Genomic DNA, 15,997 nt, shown 5'->3' on the forward strand with positions numbered 1-15,997 from the left:
CAAACCGAAGATACGCACTGAACTCCCTATTTCGTGGCGCGGCTTTGACTACTGCTTGCGGCACGGCAGAGGTCGCGATTGGCTGGAGGGAAACATCGCGCACCGGGAGTTGCCATGTCGATGTCATCGTTCGGCTTTGGTTCGTCCGATCCGTTCAGCGAAATGTTGAATCGCTTCTTCGGTATGTCGCCGGCCTCGTCGCCACCCGCGGTGCAACGCGTGCCCATCGGGCGGCTGTTGACCGATGCGTCGCAGGAGCTTCTCAATCGGGCCGCGCAGCGGGCCGTCGAGGACGGGACGTCCGATCTCGACACGGAGCATCTGCTCTGGGCCGCCACCAAGGTCGACCCCGCCCGACGGCTCCTCGCCCAGGCGGGCGTCGATCCGGACGGTCTAGCGACCCGGATCGCCAAGGTCCTGCCCCAGGAGTCGAGCCTGCCGTCGGCCGAGCCCGGCCTCACCCCGGCGGCCAAGCGCACCCTGGCCTCCGCGTACGCGCACTCGCAGGCGGCGGGGGTGTCGTACATCGGTCCCGAGCACATCCTCGGCGCGCTGCTCGACGACCGTGACACGGGCGCGGCCCGGTTGCTGCAGGCCGGCGGTCTGGAGCCGGCCAGGCTCGCGGGCCTGACCGAGCAGGCGGCCCGCGCCGACGGCCTGCCCGCCGCCCCGAAGCAACCGGCCACGACGCTGGACGAGTTCGGCCGGGACCTGACGGAGGAGGCGAAGGCCGGGAAGCTCGACCCGGTGGTCGGGCGGGCGGAGGAGATCGAGCAGACCGTCGAGATCCTCTCGCGGCGCTCCAAGAACAACCCCGTGCTCATCGGTGAACCCGGTGTCGGCAAGACCGCCATCGTGGAGGGGCTGGCCCAGCGCATCGTGGCCGGGGAGGTCCCCGAGACGCTGAAGGGCAAGCGCGTCGTCGCCCTCGACCTGTCCGGCATGGTGGCCGGTGCGCAGTACCGCGGACAGTTCGAGGAGCGGCTGAAGAAGGTCATCGAGGACGTCAAGGAGGCGAGCGGCGACATCATCCTGTTCATCGACGAACTCCACACGGTCGTCGGGGCCGGTGCGACGGGTGAGGGCTCGATGGACGCGGGCAACATGCTCAAGCCCGCCCTCGCGCGCGGTGAGTTGCACGTGGTGGGTGCCACGACCATCGACGAGTACCGCAAGCACGTCGAGAAGGACGCCGCGTTGGAGCGCCGTTTCCTGCCCGTGCTGGTGCCCGAGCCGACGGTCGAGCAGACGGTGCAGATCCTGGAGGGGCTGCGCGACTCCTACGAGGCACATCATCAAGTCCGTTTCGCGGACGGGGCGTTGGCGGCCGCTGCGGAGCTGTCCGACCGCTACATCAGCGACCGCTTCCTGCCCGACAAGGCCATCGACGTGATGGACCAGGCCGGTGCCCGGGTGCGGCTGCGCAGTGCGAGCCGGTCCACCGAGGTCGTCAGCCGGGAGGACCGTATCGCCAAGTTGCGCCGCGAGCTGGACCAGGCGGTGTCCGCGGAGGACTTCGACAAGGCGTCCGAGGTCAAGGCGCAGATCGCCGAGGTGGAGGGCGAGTTGGCCGGCATCGAGGAGCGCCGCGAGGGCGTCGTCTCCGTCACCGCGCACGACATCGCGGACATCGTCTCGCGGCGTACGGGCATCCCCGTCTCCCAGCTCACGGCCGGTGAGAAAGAACGCCTTCTCCGGCTCGAGGAGGAGATGCACGCCAGGATCGTCGGGCAGGACGAGGCGGTCACCGCGGTGTCGGAGGCGGTGCGCCGCAACCGCGCCGGGATGGGCGATCCGAACCGGCCGGTGGGATCGTTCCTCTTCCTCGGCCCGACCGGTGTCGGCAAGACCGAACTCGCCAAGACGCTCGCCGAGTTGCTGTTCGGCGACGAGGACCGCATGGTCCGCTTCGACATGAGCGAGTTCCAGGAGAAGCACACCGTCGCCCGGCTCGTCGGGGCGCCGCCCGGATACGTCGGCTACGAGGAGGCGGGGCAGCTCACCGAGAAGGTGCGCCGACGGCCGTACAGCGTGGTGCTGTTCGACGAGGTGGAGAAGGCCCACCCCGATGTGTTCAACACGCTGCTCCAGATCCTGGACGACGGGCGCCTCACGGACGCGCAGGGCCGCACCGTCGACTTCCGGCACTGCGTCGTCATCATGACGTCCAACATCGGCGCGCACCGCATCCTCGCGCACGAGGGCGACACGTCGGAGATCAAGGGCGAGTTGATGGAGGATCTGCGGGGCCGGTTCCTGCCCGAGTTCCTCAACCGCATCGACGACATCATCATCTTCCAGGCCCTGACCGAGGCCGATCTGACGGAGATCGTGGATCACCTGCTGGCGCGGAGCGAGCACCGGGTGCACGCGCAGGGCATGAGGCTGGAGGTCACCGAGGCCGCGAAGAAACTGCTCATCGCCCATGGCCACCAGCCGGAGTTCGGCGCCCGCCCCCTGCGCCGCACCATCCAGGCGGAGCTGGACAACCGCATCGCCTCCCTGCTGCTCAGCGGCGAGGCCGTTCCGGGGGACACGATCGTCGCCGACGTACGGGACGACTCGCTCCACTGCACCGTACGCACGGCGCGGCCCGACACCGACGAGGACGAGGATCCCGCGGGCTCCGACGACGAGCAAGCGCCTGCCGAGGCGGCGAGCGCAGGCACTTCCTGACGCGCGAGGAGAAGACGATGGTGCATCACCACAAGTCCAACCGGCAGGTCGAGGGAGACCCGGACCGCGGCCACGGGCGCGGCATGCCCCGGCGGCCCGACGACACGGAATTGGAACGACGCACGGAGGACGAACGGCGCGCCGCCGGACTGCCCGCGGACGCGGCGCCGTCTCCCGCCACGCGGTACGAGGAGGCGCGGGCGGAGGTCGATCGCCAGGTCGACACGGGCGAGCTGCCGTCGGGCACCGCGCCGCGGAGGGAACGCGAGCCGTTTCCCCCGACCGAGTACGACGGCTGAGAGAGCACATTCCGCTCGCTCTGCTCAACGGCGGTGATCTGCGAGCGAGTTGACCGGCCGCCCGGCGGATCCGCTCCGTCGGGCGGCCGCGGCCGCTACAGGTGCACGCCGTGCCGGATGCGTCCCCAGCGCTCGTGGAACTCTTCGCGGCGCTCCGCACGCTTCTCCGCGCGCAGTTTGGCGGACGCGGCGTCCTGGGCCGCCTTGGCCGCGGCGGCAGCGGCCTCGATCTCGTCCAGTACCTCGTGGGCCGGCCGTCGGGTCACGGTGCCGCCGTCCGCTGCCGCATCGGTGTCGATGACGCTCTCGCGGGTCTCGGTGACGTCGGTGATCAGCGCGTTCCTGCCCGGGGGGACCGTCTTGGTGAACGCGCCGATGACGGCGTCCGTCTCGGACGCCTTGTCCGCGTCGATCGCGCCGCCGATCAGCGCGCCCGCGCCCCAGCCCAGCAGCAGCCCGAACGGGCCGCCCAGGATGCCGACCAGCAGGCCGATCAGGCTGTCTTTGGTGATCCCTTCCCCGATCTGGTGGTCCGTCCCGTCCGCGACGTCGAGGGAGCCGTCGGCCTTCCGCTCGACGATGACGGCGGCGTGGACGTCGATCAGGCCGTCTGCGTCGGCCTTCTTCAGTTGGGACAGCGCACGGTAGGTCCTGTCGCTGTCGTCGAATCGGATGACTACCACGTTCCGGGATCGCGTCGTACTCATGACTCCCTCTCCGGTGCGGACTTGGCAAGCGCGGCACGCGGGCGGTCGAAGGCCCGTGCCGCGCACAGCAGAAGCTAGGCCCGCCGGTCGTCGCTCATGGCGCGGCGGCGCAATCTTTGGGCGGGGCGACAACGCCGGTTATGCGGGGAATCAGAATCGATCGGCCCGGCTGCCCCGAGTGGTGCGTGTCGCTAGCTTGGTGGGGTGGGCCGGGCCGCGGACGCACGGGGCGAAGGGAGTCCGGACATGAGCGATGAGGATCTGCGAACCGTGACCGTGAGCGAGTTCGTCGGGGCGTCCCCAGCAGGCGTGGACGACGGGCTGCAGGGACCGTCGTTGCGGGCGCGCGCCCGGCTTCGGGAACTGGTCCTCCAATTGCGCGACGACCTGCCCTCGATCACCGATCCGCACGCGCGGAATCTGTTCGCCACGACCGCGGATCTGCTCGTCGCCCTCGACGAGGCGTTCGCGGACGCGCAGGCGCGGGCGGCCGGGACTCGCTCAGGTCTGTAGCCGGTGGTTCTCTCCCGCTCTCGGCTCAGTTCCGGTTGTCGGGGCTGAGGCGCACCGCGTCGGCCGCCGTGACCAGTTCGGCCAGGGACCGTGGGTCGCTCAGTGAGCGGCCCGTGAGTTCGCGGAGCCGGCCCAGGCGGTAGCGGACCGTGTTGGGGTGGCAGTGCAGGACCCGTGCGGCGCGGTCCGCCGATCCGGCGTGGTCGACGAAGGCGTGCAGGGTGTGCAGGAGCGCGTCCCGGTCCTCCCGCGGCAGTTCGAGTACGGCGCCCAGAACTTCCTTGGCCAGACGGCGCCCTTCGTCGGGGTCGTAGGCGATCAGCGCGGCGAGCGGGCTGGCGCTGAACAGGTGCACCTCGGTCTTGCCCGGCGGGAGTTCGGCGAGCGCGCACCGGGCAGGTGCAGGGCGCGCGGTGTCTCGGCGAGCGAGGAGTAGGAGGGGCTCACGCCGGTGCGGGCGCCGGCCGATTCGCGCAGGACGGCCAGGATGGCGTCCAGTTGCTCTTCGCGCAGGGTGATCACACCGGCCTGGAGGGTGGGGGTGAGCTGCCAGGCCGAGACGACGCCGATCTCGGCGAGGTGGTGCTCCACCCCGACCAGGCTTTCTTCGGCGAGGCCGGCGGTTTCCGCGGCCACCACCATCAGCCTCGTGTCGAGGGGCAGGCCGAGCAGTTTGCCCACCTCCCAGGCGCCGGAATCGACCACCACCTGTCCGGTGAACAGCGCCCCCACCAGCGCCGACCGGCGTCGCTGCTGCGAGGCGAGGATCTCGGCGGTCGCGGCGCGGTACGCCTCCGTCAGCGCGAGGGCGTGTTCGTCGGAGAGCCGCCACAGTGTGCTGGACGCGTCGATCAGCGCGTCCAGGACGGCCGGCCGGGCGCTGCCGCGGGCGTGGTCGAGCAGCATGTCCCAGAGCATGGCGCACCCGAGGCGGTAGCAGCGCAGCACCTCGGGCAGCGGAGCGCGCTGATGGGCGCGGCGTCGGCCCGTCTCGGAGGGCGCCGTCAGATCGGGCGTGTGGTCCGGGTCCGCGAGGCCGCTGACGATGAACTGGAGATTCAGCGCGACGGAGCGGTGCAGGTCGTCGTGCGGGACGATGTCGTCCGTCTGGTAGAGGTCGATACGGTCGCGCGCGACGGCGCACACCTCTTCGATCAACGTGGGCAGCTTCCGCTCGGCCCACGCGGCCAGATCCGTCAGCGCGGCGTTCCGTGCCCGGCCGCGTCCGTCTCCGGCGGTTCGATCAGTCATGAGTGCTCCCGGTCCGACCACCACCGATGCTACCGGCCGGCGTGCGGCGGCACTCCGGTGCGAAACGGCGACGACCGCCCGGCGGCGACGCGATTTTCCGCGGACCGGCCAGGCTCGCGGTAAGCGTTCGCTCAGCCGCGTTCGGTGTGGTCAGCGGGGTCGTGAGAGAGGCAGGGGAACCTGATGCCGGTCGTCCACCGACCGGCTGTACTACCCGCTCCACGCCGCCTGCGTCGACCTCGGCATCCCCTTCTGCACCCAGGTCGGGCAGACCGGTCCCCTGCGGCCTTCCGAGACCGGTCGCCCATTCCGTACATCGATCAGGTCGCGCTCGACTTCCCCGAACTGACCATCGTGTGCGGGCACATCGGCTGTCCGTGAGCTGTTCCTGTCCGGCAAAGCACGGCGGGGCTTCAGCCTCTGACCGGCGTGAGGAGGTCCGGCACGATGTTGCCGCCTACACCTGTGTCACCTGCACACCCCGGTCGCGAAAGCGTCGAACGTCCTCCTCGGCGGCCTCGGTGTCCGTGATCAGGACGTCGATCTGGGTCACCGGGCAGATCGAGGCGAAGGCCCGCCGGCCGATCTTCGAGGAGTCGGCGACGACGACCACCTTGGCCGAACGGCGGGCCAGCAGCCGGTTGATCGCGGCCTCGCCCTCGTGATGCGCCGCCGCCCCCGAGTCGGGGTCGATGGCGTCGACGCCCAGGACGGCGATGTCCAGGCTCAGCTCTTCGAGGACGCGCTCCGCCAGCGGACTCATCAACTCGTAGGACTGGGCGCGGGCCACCCCGCCCGTGACGACCAGCTTCACCTGCGGGCGCACGGCGAGTTCGTTCGCGATGTTGAGGGCGTTGGTGACGACGGTGACCTTCACGTCGTCGTCGGCCCCGCCCATGTCCGCGCTCATGACCAGGGCTCGTGCCACCTCGGTCGTGGTCGTGCCGCCGTTCAGCCCGACGACCGCGCCGGGGGACACGAGTGCCGCCGCGGCCCGGCCGATCCGCAGCTTCTCGTCGGCGTGCCGCACGGTCTTGTAGCGGAGCGGCAGGTCATAGGCGACCGCGTGCGCGACCGCGCCGCCGCGGGTCCGCGTCAGCAGTCGCTGCTCGGCGAGATGGTCCAGATCGCGCCGCGCCGTGGCACTGGAGACCCCCAACTCCTGGGTGATCTCCTCGACCTCCACGCGATGGCGCTCGCCGAGAAGTTCCAGGATCGCGTTCAGTCGTTCGTAGCGGTTCATAAGGCCTCCCCCTCACATGATCGCGCACGAATGCACCAGTGAGTGCGCGGGCGATCCCGCTCCGTGGAACGCCTCGCCGTCGTCGGCATGCCCCCCCGAGATTCAGGGGCGGACGCGTCACCGCTCGGACGAGAAATGCCCGTGCTCGAAGCCTGGCGCCCCTCGGAGGGGGCACTCCACCTCAGGTAGCGGCTTCGGCCGCGCAGGAAGAAGGTAGGTGTGCGCGACAACGAAAGGCGGACCGCGATGACCGAGAGCCGACCCGCGACGACGACCGACTCCGGTGCCCCGGTGGAGAGCGACGAGCATTCGCTCACCGTGGGACCGGGCGGCCCCATCCTGCTCCAGGACGCCTACCTGATCGAGCAGATGGCGCAGTTCAACCGTGAACGCATTCCGGAACGCCAGCCGCACGCCAAGGGCAGCGGCGCGTTCGGACACTTCGAGGTCACCCACGACGTCAGCCGGTACACCAAGGCGGCGCTGTTCCAGCCGGGGACCCGTACCGACCTGGTCGCCCGCTTCTCCACGGTGGCCGGTGAGCGCGGCAGCCCGGACACCTGGCGGGACCCGCGGGGCTTCGCGGTGAAGTTCTACACGTCCGAGGGCAACTACGACATGGTCGGCAACAACACGCCGGTGTTCTTCGTCAAGGATCCGATGAAGTTCCAGCACTTCATCCGGTCCCAGAAGCGCCGCGCCGACAACAATCTGCGTGATCACGACATGCAGTGGGACTTCTGGACCCTCTCGCCCGAGTCCGCGCACCAGGTGACATGGCTGATGGGCGACCGCGGCGTCCCGCGGACCTGGCGCCATATGAACGGCTACACCTCCCACACCTACATGTGGATCAACGCGTCCGGCGAGCGCTTCTGGGTGAAGTACCACTTCAAGACCGATCAAGGCATCGAGTTCTTCACCCAGGAAGAGGCCGACCGCATGGCGGGTGCCGACTCCGACTTCCACATGCGGGACCTGTTCGAGCACATCCGGGACGGCGACTTCCCGTCGTGGACCCTGCATGTGCAGGTCATGCCGTACGAGGAGGCGGCGGCGTACCGCTTCAACCCCTTCGACCTCACGAAGGTCTGGCCGCACGGCGACTACCCGCTCATCCCGGTGGGCCGGATGACCCTGGACCGCAATCCCACCGACAACCACGCCGAGATCGAGCAGGCGGCGTTCCAGCCGAACAACCTGGTGCCCGGCATCGGGCCGAGCCCGGACCGGATGCTGCTGGCGCGGCTCTTCTCGTACGCGGACGCCCACCGGGCCCGCATCGGGACGAACTACCAGCAGCTCCCGGTGAACGCGCCCGTCGCCGACGTCCACACGTATTCCAAGGACGGGGCGATGGCCTACCGGAAGACGTCCGATCCGGTCTACGCGCCGAACTCGAAGGGCGGTCCCGCCGCCGACACCGAGCGGTACGGGAGCCCGCCGAGCTGGTTCGCCGACGGTGAGATCACCCGGGCGGCCTATGTCTCGCATCCGGAGGACGACGACTGGGGCCAGCCCGGCACGCTCGTGCGCGAGGTCCTGGACGACGCGGCCCGCGACCGGCTCGTGGACAACGTGGTCGGGCACCTCCTCGACGGGGTGAGCGAGCCGGTCCTGGAGCGCGCCTTCGTCTACTGGACGAACATCGACGCCGGGGTCGGCAAGCGCATCGAGGAGGGTGTGCGGGCCAAGGGGAAGCAGGGCTCGTAGCTCCCCCAGGGGCCCTTCGTCAGCCGTTCTTCTCGTCGTTCACCAGCAGGATCTTGCCGAGGTGGCCGCCGGCCTCCATGAGCCGGTGGCCCTCGGCGGCGTCCGCCATGGACAGCGTCCGCTCGACGACCGGCTTCACCCTGCCGTCCTCGATCATGGGCCAGACGTGCTTCTGGACCTCGGCCACGATCTCGGCCTTGTCCTGCGTGGAGCGGGTCCGCAGGGTGGTGCCGTGCACGGAGGCCCGCTTGAAGACCAGCTCGGCGAGGTCGAGCCGGCCGTCGAGGCCCTTCTGGAGGCCGATGACGACCAGACGGCCGTCCGCCGCGAGGGACTGGACGTTCCGCTCCAGGTAGTCACCGCCCACGACGTCGAGGATCACGTCGTAGGGCCCGTGCGCCGTGAAGTCCTCGGTGCGGTAGTCGATCGCCACGTCGGCGCCCAGTTCCCGGGCCCGGGCGGCCTTCTCCGGGCCGCCGACGGTCGTGACGACACGGGCGCCCAGGGCCTTGGCGATCTGGATCGCCGTCGTGCCGACCCCGCCGGCGCCGCCGTGCACGAGGATCGTCTCGCCCGGCTTCAGACGCGCGGTCATGACGATGTTGGACCAGACGGTGGCGGTGACCTCGGGAAGGCCCGCCGCCTCCGTCAGCCCGACGCCCTTGGGGATCGTGAGGAGCTGTCCGGCGGGAACGGCGACCTTCTGCGCGTAACCGCCGCCGGTCAGCAGGGCGCAGACCTCGTCGCCGACCTGCCAGCCGGTGACTCCCTCACCGACGGCGCCGATCCGGCCGGAGACCTCCAGGCCGGGGTACGGCGACCAGCCGGGCCGGAGCGGGTAGAGCCCCCAGCGCTGCATGACGTCCGCCCTGTTCAGAGCGCTCGCCACCACATCGATGACGACCTCACCGGCGGCGGGCGTCGGGTCCTCGACGTCGACCCACTGCAGGACCTCAGGGCCACCGTGCTCCGTGATCGATACCGCCTTCATGACAACTCCGTTCCCATCGAATGTTTGCACTACACACATTAAGTCCCGAAGTGTGCAGTGTCAACATTCGCGACGGCTCAGCTCCTCCGGAAGACTGTCACCGCCAGTGACGCACAGTCGTTGTCACCTGCGGCGACCGCGCCGTTCGTGTCGAGGACCTTCGTCCAGGCGCCGGCGGGCAGAGTCACCCTGTAGGTGCCCACGTCGGGGTTGGCGACCACGACGATGTCGTACGTCGTCGGTGCGGACGGGTCGGCGCTGAAGCGGCCGATGACGACGGAGCCGTCCGTCTGGGTCGTCATCTGGTTGCGGACCGCGTCCCAGTCGGTCAGCCGCAGGGCCGGTGTGGTCCTCCGCAGCGCGATCGCGTCCCTGTAGTAGCGGAAGACGCCGGCGTTGGTGACCTTGTCCCCCCAGTGGATGGCATTGACCCGGTCGGAGGCTTTGTAGGAGTTCTTCGCGGTGGTGTAGTCGCCGTTCACGACCTTCGAGCGCAGGAATTCGTCGCCCTCCGCGATGACCGGGATGCCTTGGGAGGTGAGCACCATGCCGACGGCGAAGCGGTCGATCCTGCCCGCCCTGCCGGTGGCGCCGCCTCCGGCACCGGAGTAGGTGATCTTGTCGTAGAGGTTGAGGTTGTCGTGGATCGACACGTAGTTGACGGTCTGCTCGGGGTCATAGGCGAACGCCGGGTTCCACAGGTCGGCGATGGGCGCGGTGCTCTTGAGATCGGTCGGTGAGCCGCGCATCCCGAACGCGATGGCTCCGGCGTTGCCCGAACCTCCCATGTACGCCATGACGTTGGTGTCCGTGCCGCCGCGGATCGCGTCGCGGTAGACGCCGTTGAACACGCCGACATGACCGGGCGCGAGGGCGGGGACGGTGCCGTAGCGGACCTTCTGCGCCTCCTGGGCGTCGGCGGCGGCGCTCCACGGCTCGCCGTAGAGCAGCAGACCGCGGTCGCTGTAGGCGGTGTTGAGGTAGGTGGCCCAGTCGGCGACGTTGCGGTAGTGGTGGATGCCCATGAGGTCGAAGCGGAAGCCGTCGATGTTGTAGTCGCGGACCCAGTGCTCCAGAGAGTCCCGGATCATACGGCTGACCATCGGGTTGCCGTCGTCGATGGAGTTGCCGGTGCCGGACAGGTCCGTCGGCGTGTAGTACTTGGCGGTGATGCCGTTGAAGACGGACGTGGTGTGGGTGTGGTTGTAGACCACGTCCATGACGACGCGTATGCCGTGCTTGTGGAACTCGTTGACCATGTCCTTGAACTCGCGGACACGGTCCTCGGGTCGGCTGTACTGCGAGTACTGCTCCTCGGGCACGTTGTAATTCACCGGGTCGTAGCCCCAGTTGGGCACGGGAGTGCCGAAGTCGAAGGACGGCATGAGCTGTACGGTGTTGACGCCCAGCTCCTTGAGGTGGTCGATGCCGGTCTTCACCCCGTTGTGGGTGGTGCCGCCCTGTACCAGACCGAGGAACTTGCCGCGTCTGGCCGCGTCGACGCCGGAACTCGGGTCGATGGTGAAGTCCCGGACGCTCAGCTCGTAGACGACCGCGTCCTCACGGTTCACCCGCGCCGGCCGGGGTACCCAGGAGCCGCCGGTCGGCATGATCGCGGCGCTGTCGATCACGACGCCCTGGGTCGTGCCCGGCTTCACCATCCGGGCGTACGGATCGCGTACGGCGGTGCCGCCGACGCCGAACTGGTAGGTCTGGCCCTTGAGATCGCCGCCGACGACGACCTGGTAGACGTTCGAGTAGCCGCTGAGGGTGGTCGGACCGAGGGAGTAAGTGCCGCCCGCGACGGTCACTTTGACGTCGGAGGCGTCGGGCGACCAGATGCGGAAGGTGGTCGCCGTGGGTGTGTACAGGGCGCCGAGGGTGTCGGCCGTCGCGGCGAGAGGGGCGGCGGCGGGGGTCGGTGCCGCGGGGGCGGGCTTTGCCGACAGGGGGATGAGGAACGCGCCGAGCAGAGCCGTGATCGCGAGGACGGCGGCTCGGGCGGATCCGGTGGGAGGCGGTGCGGTGCGGCTCATGTGGGGTTGCCTCCTGGGCAGGGGAAACCGCGCCGCCGTCACGGCTCGCCTAAGCACATGGGGGCGCCACGGGGTAAGGGGTGGGGGGAGCGCGGCGCGCGACACGGACGTGGCATGCCTGCCGGTGAACACCCGGGCCGCGCGCTCTTCGTGGGGCGAGGCCCGCTCAGGTCCCGGAGGTCCCGTGTCCCGGGTGCCTGGGGTCTCGTGGACTCACCATGACGGTCGACCGATGGACCGTCAAGGCGGTCTGCACCAACTTGCTGAAATTTCCTGCAAGTTCCTTCACGACCGGTCGGCCGCGGTGCCGTGGGTCCCCCGACATGCCCCCACCCTGCACCTCCTCGTCCCAGGAGAGGTGCAGGGTGGGATCCGAGGCCGTCGGCGCCCTCCACAACGTGGACGGCCTCGGAGTTCGGTGCGGCCCGGTCAGACCCGGGTGGCCGTCTCGCGGCGGTTCTCCTCCGTCGCCGGGCGGTCGGCCGATGCGGCCGGAGCCGCGGCGGGCAGCCGCGCGCCCTCGATGTCGACGTCCGGGAGCAGCCGGTCGAGCCAGCCGGGCATGCTCCAGGCACGCCGTCCGAGCAGGGCCATGGCGGCGGGCACGAGCGTCATGCGGACGACGAAGGCGTCGATGAACACTCCGAAGGCCAGGGAGAATCCGATGGCCTTGACGATCGGGTCGTCGTTGAAGACGAAGCCGCCGAAGACCGCGACCATGATCAGTGCGGCGGCCACGACGACGCGCGCGCTGCTGGAGACGCCCCGGGCGATCGCCCCGGCCGCGTCCTTGGTGTGCTCGTAGTCCTCGCGCATCCGGCTGACGAGGAACACCTCGTAGTCCATGGCGAGACCGAAGAGCACTCCGGTGAGCAGGATCGGCAGGAAGCTGGTGACCGGTCCGACGGCCGACACGTCGAGCAGCCCGTTCAGGTGGCCCTGCTGGAAGACCCAGACCGAGGCGCCCAGGCTCGCGCCGACCGAGAGGAGGAATCCGAGTGCCGCCTTGAGGGGCACGAGGACCGACCGGAAGGCGATGGCCAGCAGGAGCAGTGCGAGGAGGACGATGACGCCGATGAACAGGGGCAGGGCGTCTCCGAGCTTGTCGGCGACGTCGATCGCCATGGCGGTCTGCCCGGTGACGTAGAGGGCTCCGCCCGCGGCGGCGACCTCGGGTGCCTGGTCGCGCATGCGGTGGACCAGGTCGGTGGTGGCCTCGGCGTCGGGACTCGACTTCGGCACCACGGCCATGACCACGACGTCGCCGGAGCGGTTGGGCACGGAGGGCGAGACGGCGGCCACGTTCCGGTCGGCGACCAGGGTGTCGCGCAACCGGGTCACGGCGCCCTCCCGCCGGTCCTGCGGGATGTGTTCGGTGTCGACGACGGTGACGAGGGTGGCGTTGAAGCCGGGGCCGAAGCCCTCGCTGAGCAGGTCGTAGCTCTTGTGCTGGGTGCTGGCCTCGGGCTGGGCGGCGTAGCTGGGCAGGCCGAGGCGCAGGTCGCGGGCGGGCAGGGCGAGGGCCAGCAGTCCCAGGACGCCGGCGAGCAGGACGACGGCCGGCGCGCGGGTGACGGTACGGGCCCAGGCCAGGCCCCAGGAGCCGGCGGCGCGGTTCTCTCGCGCGCTCTTCCGGCGGCGCGGGCGCATCCGCTCGCCGAACACGCCGAGGACGGCCGGGAGCAGGCTGATGGCGACCAGGACGGCGATCAGGACGGTTCCGGCACCGGCGAGGCCCATGATCGTGAGGAAGGGGATGCCGGTGACGGCCAGCGCCGCGAGCGCGATGACGACCGTGGCGCCGGCGAACACGACCGCTCCGCCGGCGGTGGCGGTGGCGCGTGCGATCGACTCCTCCCAGCTCGTGTCGGGGTCGGCGAGCTGCTCACGGTGGCGTGAGATGACGAACAGCGCGTAGTCGATGCCGACCGCGAGGCCGATCATCAGGGCCAGTACGGTCGCGGTGCCGGTCATCTCCACGAAGCCGGAGACGAACATCGTGCCGAGCAGTCCGACGGCGACGCCGAGGAGGGCGGTCAGCAGCGGCAGTCCGGCCGCGACGATCGAGCCGAGCGCGACGGCGAGGACGACGAAGGCGATGACGACGCCGACGAGTTCGGCCGGGCCGCCCGCCTCCGTCTGCGGGAGCATGGCGGAGCCGCCCAGCTCGACCTGCATGCCGGCGTCGCGCAGGGGCTCGACCGCGGCGGCCAGTTCTTCCTTGGCCTCCTCCGTCACCTCGGGCGCCTCGTCCTCGAACCGGACGTCGGAGTAGGCGATCGTCCGGTCGCCCGACACGGCGCCGTTCTCGGCCGGCCGGGAGACGTCGACGACGCCTTCCACGTCCGCCGCCTTGCGCAGGACGCGGTCCAGCACCTGTTGCTGCCCCGGTTCCGTGACGGTCCTGCCCTCGGGGGCGGCGACCACGATGCGTACGACGCCGCCGGCGGCGGGCGGGAACTTCGCCTTGAGGAGGTCCTGAGCCTCCTGCGCCTCGACGCCGGGGATGGTGAACTCCGTGGACGTCTTTCCGTGCAGGGTCGCTCCCAGGCCGCCGACGACGGCGAGCAGCAGTATCCAGGTCGCGATCACCCAGCGGCGCCGGCGAACCATCCAGCGCGCCCAGGCGTACAGGCGTGAGGCCATCGAAGCATTCCTTACCGGTCGAGACCCTGATCTAGAGGAAGTCAGGGGACATGGCGGTGGCGGAGGGGCGAAGCAGCACGCCCCCACCACGCATTGCACAGTAATGCATTTTTACAGTTGACTGTAAATTAGCTACCGATGGTAAACTCGCGGCATGACCGGTGACAGCCTCAGGGAACGCGGCAAGGCGCGGCGCAGGGAAGCGATCCTCACCGCCGCCTACGAGCTGTTCGCCGAGCGGGGCTTCGACGCCACGAGCATCGCCGACATCGCCGAGGCGGCCGAGGTCTCGCCGCGCACCGTCACGCTGTACTTCCCGACCAAGCTCGAACTGGCGATGGAGCACTTCAACGCGTTCGTCGACCAGCTCGCCGCGGCCCTGCACGCCAGGCCGGCGGGCCAGGGCATCCTCGACACGGTGGAACGGTGGCTGCGCGAACAGGCGGATTCCCGGGACAGGTTCGACGAGCTCCACGACCGGATGCTCCAGGCGAACCCGCAGCTCAAGGGGCTCTGCCGGGGCCGGCTTGCCGATGTCGTGCAGGACGGCGCGCGCCTTCTCGCCGAAGAGCAGGGCCGGCGCCCCGACGACTTCGCTCCCCGCATCCTGGCGGCCACGGTGGCGAGCGTGATCGCTGAACTGACGCACCGGTCCGAGCCGGGCGACCTGGAGACGGCCATGACCTTCATCCGTGCCGCGGCCGCCACGCTTCAGCGCGGCTGATCCGGCGCCCGGAGCCCTCGGCGTCGTGGGCGGGCGCTGTCAGCCGGCCTCGGGGGCGCCCTCGATCGTGTGGAGGATCTGTGTCTCGCGGTCGCGCACCACCACCGCGGAGTCCACGAAGGAGGCGACGAGCGGGTTCGTCCCACCGGAGCGATGAGCCACGGCGACGACCGATCCGGGATGATCGCCGATCGTGATGAAGCGGACTCCGGGATGCGGCGAGTGGCGACGCGCCGCCGCCGGTGTGACGCTGCACGCCATCCCGGCAGCGACGACCTCCCCTTCCTCTCTCTGGGAGTGTGTCTCCACGACGTTGCGCGCCCGCTTGCCGGGCCGGTGGCCGGCCAGGGTCCAGAAGTCGCGCCAGACGCCGTCGTCCGTGCGGCCGATGGCGATCGGTTCGTCGAGAAGGTCCGCCACCCGCACGCGCTCGCGGCGGCTCATGGGGTGCGCCGCGCTCACCCCGACCACGCAGGGCTCGGTGAACAGCGGTGTGATCGCGAGACCGTGGGTGGCGCTGGGCAGCCGGATGAACGCCACGTCGGTGCTCCCGCCGGCCAGACCGGCCGAGGGGTCGGGGAGGCCGAACTCGGCCACGCCCCACGCGCCGCGCCTCGGCCACACCCTGGTCGAAGCGGTCCAGCACCTCACGGGCCGCGGCCAGGAACACCGTTCCCGCAGGCGTGAGTTCCACCCTGCGGGACGTGCGGTGCAGCAAGGGCGTCCCCAGTTCGGCCTCCAGTTGGGAGATCTGCTTGCGCAGTCCGGGTCCGGCCCGCCCATGTCGATCCCGCCGTGGCCCTCCACGACACCGTCCATCTCGTCGACGGTCCCCAGGTGCTCGAAGCGTGGCCGGTCGACATGCGGGGCTGGCGCTAGGACGTGATGTGGGGCCGGGCGAAGCGGAAGGCGCCTGCTCCGCTGCCCAGTTGAAGCCACAGGTACCCGGGCTGGGTGACGACGCGCAGGGCGATCGCCGCGCAGCCCGGGCAGCGGGCGGTCAGGCCGGGTTCGGGGCCGTAGACGTGCAGTTGGGCCATGGTCGCGGGCAGACGGCAGGAGGGGCACAGCCGCCAGGCGGTGGTCGGGTCCGTCGTGAAGATCTCCCCGAGGGGGCCGGCCAGGGCGTTGCCGTCGAGGTACAGGGGGTGCTCTTGCTCGTTCATGGCGGGGGTTCCTCACCGTGCGGCGCGGGTGG

The 15,997-nt window shown here is 70.2% G+C and carries 14 protein-coding genes and 1 pseudogene; 5 read left to right on the top strand and 10 right to left on the bottom strand.

From position 1 onward, the window contains the following. The first annotated feature begins 114 nt into the window (after window positions 1-114). Together AFM16_RS00920 and AFM16_RS00925 are read left to right on the top strand one after the other, a co-directional pair. A complete protein-coding gene (locus AFM16_RS00920; protein WP_078631653.1) occupies window positions 115-2,676 on the top strand; it encodes an ATP-dependent Clp protease ATP-binding subunit in 2,562 nt (853 codons plus the stop codon). Window positions 2,677-2,693: 17 nt separating this feature from the next. Next, the gene (locus tag AFM16_RS00925) at window positions 2,694-2,975 is read left to right on the top strand and encodes a hypothetical protein (protein WP_078631655.1); all 282 of its coding nucleotides are present in this window, start codon (window positions 2,694-2,696) and stop codon (window positions 2,973-2,975) included. A gap of 95 nt (window positions 2,976-3,070) precedes the next feature. Here AFM16_RS00925 and AFM16_RS00930 read toward each other — a convergent pair whose 3' ends face one another. After that, a complete protein-coding gene (locus AFM16_RS00930) occupies window positions 3,071-3,682 on the bottom strand; it encodes a DUF1269 domain-containing protein (RefSeq protein WP_143648287.1) in 612 nt (203 codons plus the stop codon). Window positions 3,683-3,928: 246 nt separating this feature from the next. Between AFM16_RS00930 and AFM16_RS00935 the strand changes: the two genes are divergently transcribed. Then, complete coding sequence (locus AFM16_RS00935; protein ID WP_078631659.1) at window positions 3,929-4,195, top strand: hypothetical protein; 267 nt, start codon at window positions 3,929-3,931, stop codon at window positions 4,193-4,195. A gap of 25 nt (window positions 4,196-4,220) precedes the next feature. Here AFM16_RS00935 and AFM16_RS39765 read toward each other — a convergent pair whose 3' ends face one another. The 3 genes from AFM16_RS39765 to AFM16_RS00950 all read right to left on the bottom strand — a co-directional run bounded on the left by AFM16_RS39765 (window position 4,221) and on the right by AFM16_RS00950 (window position 6,689). Further along, on the bottom strand, window positions 4,221-4,550 hold the full coding sequence (locus AFM16_RS39765) for a PucR family transcriptional regulator (protein ID WP_245177586.1): 330 nt from the start codon (window positions 4,548-4,550) through the stop codon (window positions 4,221-4,223). Next, window positions 4,514-5,446, bottom strand: a complete 933-nt coding sequence (locus AFM16_RS00940) for an RsbRD N-terminal domain-containing protein (protein WP_245177587.1) — start codon at window positions 5,444-5,446, stop codon at window positions 4,514-4,516. Before AFM16_RS00940 ends, AFM16_RS39765 begins: the two co-directional genes overlap by 37 nt. A gap of 457 nt (window positions 5,447-5,903) precedes the next feature. After that, on the bottom strand, window positions 5,904-6,689 hold the full coding sequence (locus tag AFM16_RS00950; RefSeq protein WP_030788697.1) for a DeoR/GlpR family DNA-binding transcription regulator: 786 nt from the start codon (window positions 6,687-6,689) through the stop codon (window positions 5,904-5,906). Between the two features lie 246 nt (window positions 6,690-6,935). Between AFM16_RS00950 and AFM16_RS00955 the strand changes: the two genes are divergently transcribed. Continuing rightward, entirely contained in the window at window positions 6,936-8,402 is a 1,467-nt protein-coding gene (locus tag AFM16_RS00955; protein ID WP_078636788.1) for a catalase, read from the top strand. Window positions 8,403-8,421: 19 nt separating this feature from the next. Here the strand turns inward: AFM16_RS00955 and AFM16_RS00960 are convergent, their stop codons facing one another. The 3 genes from AFM16_RS00960 to AFM16_RS00970 form a co-directional block, all read right to left on the bottom strand. Continuing rightward, a complete protein-coding gene (locus AFM16_RS00960) occupies window positions 8,422-9,393 on the bottom strand; it encodes an NAD(P)H-quinone oxidoreductase (RefSeq protein WP_078631661.1) in 972 nt (323 codons plus the stop codon). 77 nt (window positions 9,394-9,470) lie between these two features. Continuing rightward, on the bottom strand, window positions 9,471-11,429 hold the full coding sequence (locus AFM16_RS00965; protein WP_078631664.1) for an alpha-amylase family glycosyl hydrolase: 1,959 nt from the start codon (window positions 11,427-11,429) through the stop codon (window positions 9,471-9,473). Window positions 11,430-11,858: 429 nt separating this feature from the next. Then, window positions 11,859-14,075, bottom strand: coding sequence for an MMPL family transporter (locus AFM16_RS00970; RefSeq protein WP_167797131.1), 2,217 nt, complete (start codon window positions 14,073-14,075; stop codon window positions 11,859-11,861). Between the two features lie 154 nt (window positions 14,076-14,229). Between AFM16_RS00970 and AFM16_RS00975 the strand changes: the two genes are divergently transcribed. After that, the gene (locus AFM16_RS00975; RefSeq protein ID WP_078631666.1) at window positions 14,230-14,799 is read left to right on the top strand and encodes a TetR/AcrR family transcriptional regulator; all 570 of its coding nucleotides are present in this window, start codon (window positions 14,230-14,232) and stop codon (window positions 14,797-14,799) included. A 39-nt stretch (window positions 14,800-14,838) separates the two neighbouring features. Here the strand turns inward: AFM16_RS00975 and AFM16_RS00980 are convergent, their stop codons facing one another. From AFM16_RS00980 to AFM16_RS00985, 3 genes and pseudogenes are all read right to left on the bottom strand, one after another. Beyond that, complete coding sequence (locus AFM16_RS00980; protein ID WP_167797132.1) at window positions 14,839-15,396, bottom strand: LysR family substrate-binding domain-containing protein; 558 nt, start codon at window positions 15,394-15,396, stop codon at window positions 14,839-14,841. A gap of 88 nt (window positions 15,397-15,484) precedes the next feature. Then, a pseudogene (locus tag AFM16_RS39770) lies at window positions 15,485-15,568 on the bottom strand (LysR family transcriptional regulator); the annotation flags it as partial. A gap of 106 nt (window positions 15,569-15,674) precedes the next feature. After that, window positions 15,675-15,965: a DUF6510 family protein gene (locus AFM16_RS00985; protein WP_078631670.1), complete on the bottom strand. Its 291-nt coding sequence runs from the start codon at window positions 15,963-15,965 to the stop codon at window positions 15,675-15,677. Between the last annotated feature and the right edge of the window lie 32 nt (window positions 15,966-15,997).

Origin of the sequence: Streptomyces antibioticus, assembly GCF_002019855.1 — a bacterium.
In the GTDB taxonomy this organism is placed as follows: domain Bacteria; phylum Actinomycetota; class Actinomycetes; order Streptomycetales; family Streptomycetaceae; genus Streptomyces; species Streptomyces antibioticus_B.

Excerpts from the sequence above, each read along its gene's own strand:
- AFM16_RS00920 (WP_078631653.1), top strand. The coding sequence starts at position 115 with ATGTCGATGTCATCGTTCGGCTTTGGTTCGTCCGATCCGTTCAGCGAA.
- AFM16_RS00925 (WP_078631655.1), top strand. The coding sequence starts at position 2,694 with ATGGTGCATCACCACAAGTCCAACCGGCAGGTCGAGGGAGACCCGGAC.
- AFM16_RS00930 (WP_143648287.1), bottom strand. The coding sequence starts at position 3,682 with ATGAGTACGACGCGATCCCGGAACGTGGTAGTCATCCGATTCGACGAC.
- AFM16_RS00935 (WP_078631659.1), top strand. The coding sequence starts at position 3,929 with ATGAGCGATGAGGATCTGCGAACCGTGACCGTGAGCGAGTTCGTCGGG.
- AFM16_RS00940 (WP_245177587.1), bottom strand. The coding sequence starts at position 5,446 with ATGACTGATCGAACCGCCGGAGACGGACGCGGCCGGGCACGGAACGCC.
- AFM16_RS00950 (WP_030788697.1), bottom strand. The coding sequence starts at position 6,689 with ATGAACCGCTACGAACGACTGAACGCGATCCTGGAACTTCTCGGCGAG.
- AFM16_RS00955 (WP_078636788.1), top strand. The coding sequence starts at position 6,936 with ATGACCGAGAGCCGACCCGCGACGACGACCGACTCCGGTGCCCCGGTG.
- AFM16_RS00960 (WP_078631661.1), bottom strand. The coding sequence starts at position 9,393 with ATGAAGGCGGTATCGATCACGGAGCACGGTGGCCCTGAGGTCCTGCAG.
- AFM16_RS00965 (WP_078631664.1), bottom strand. The coding sequence starts at position 11,429 with ATGAGCCGCACCGCACCGCCTCCCACCGGATCCGCCCGAGCCGCCGTC.
- AFM16_RS00970 (WP_167797131.1), bottom strand. The coding sequence starts at position 14,075 with ATGGCCTCACGCCTGTACGCCTGGGCGCGCTGGATGGTTCGCCGGCGC.
- AFM16_RS00975 (WP_078631666.1), top strand. The coding sequence starts at position 14,230 with ATGACCGGTGACAGCCTCAGGGAACGCGGCAAGGCGCGGCGCAGGGAA.
- AFM16_RS00985 (WP_078631670.1), bottom strand. The coding sequence starts at position 15,965 with ATGAACGAGCAAGAGCACCCCCTGTACCTCGACGGCAACGCCCTGGCC.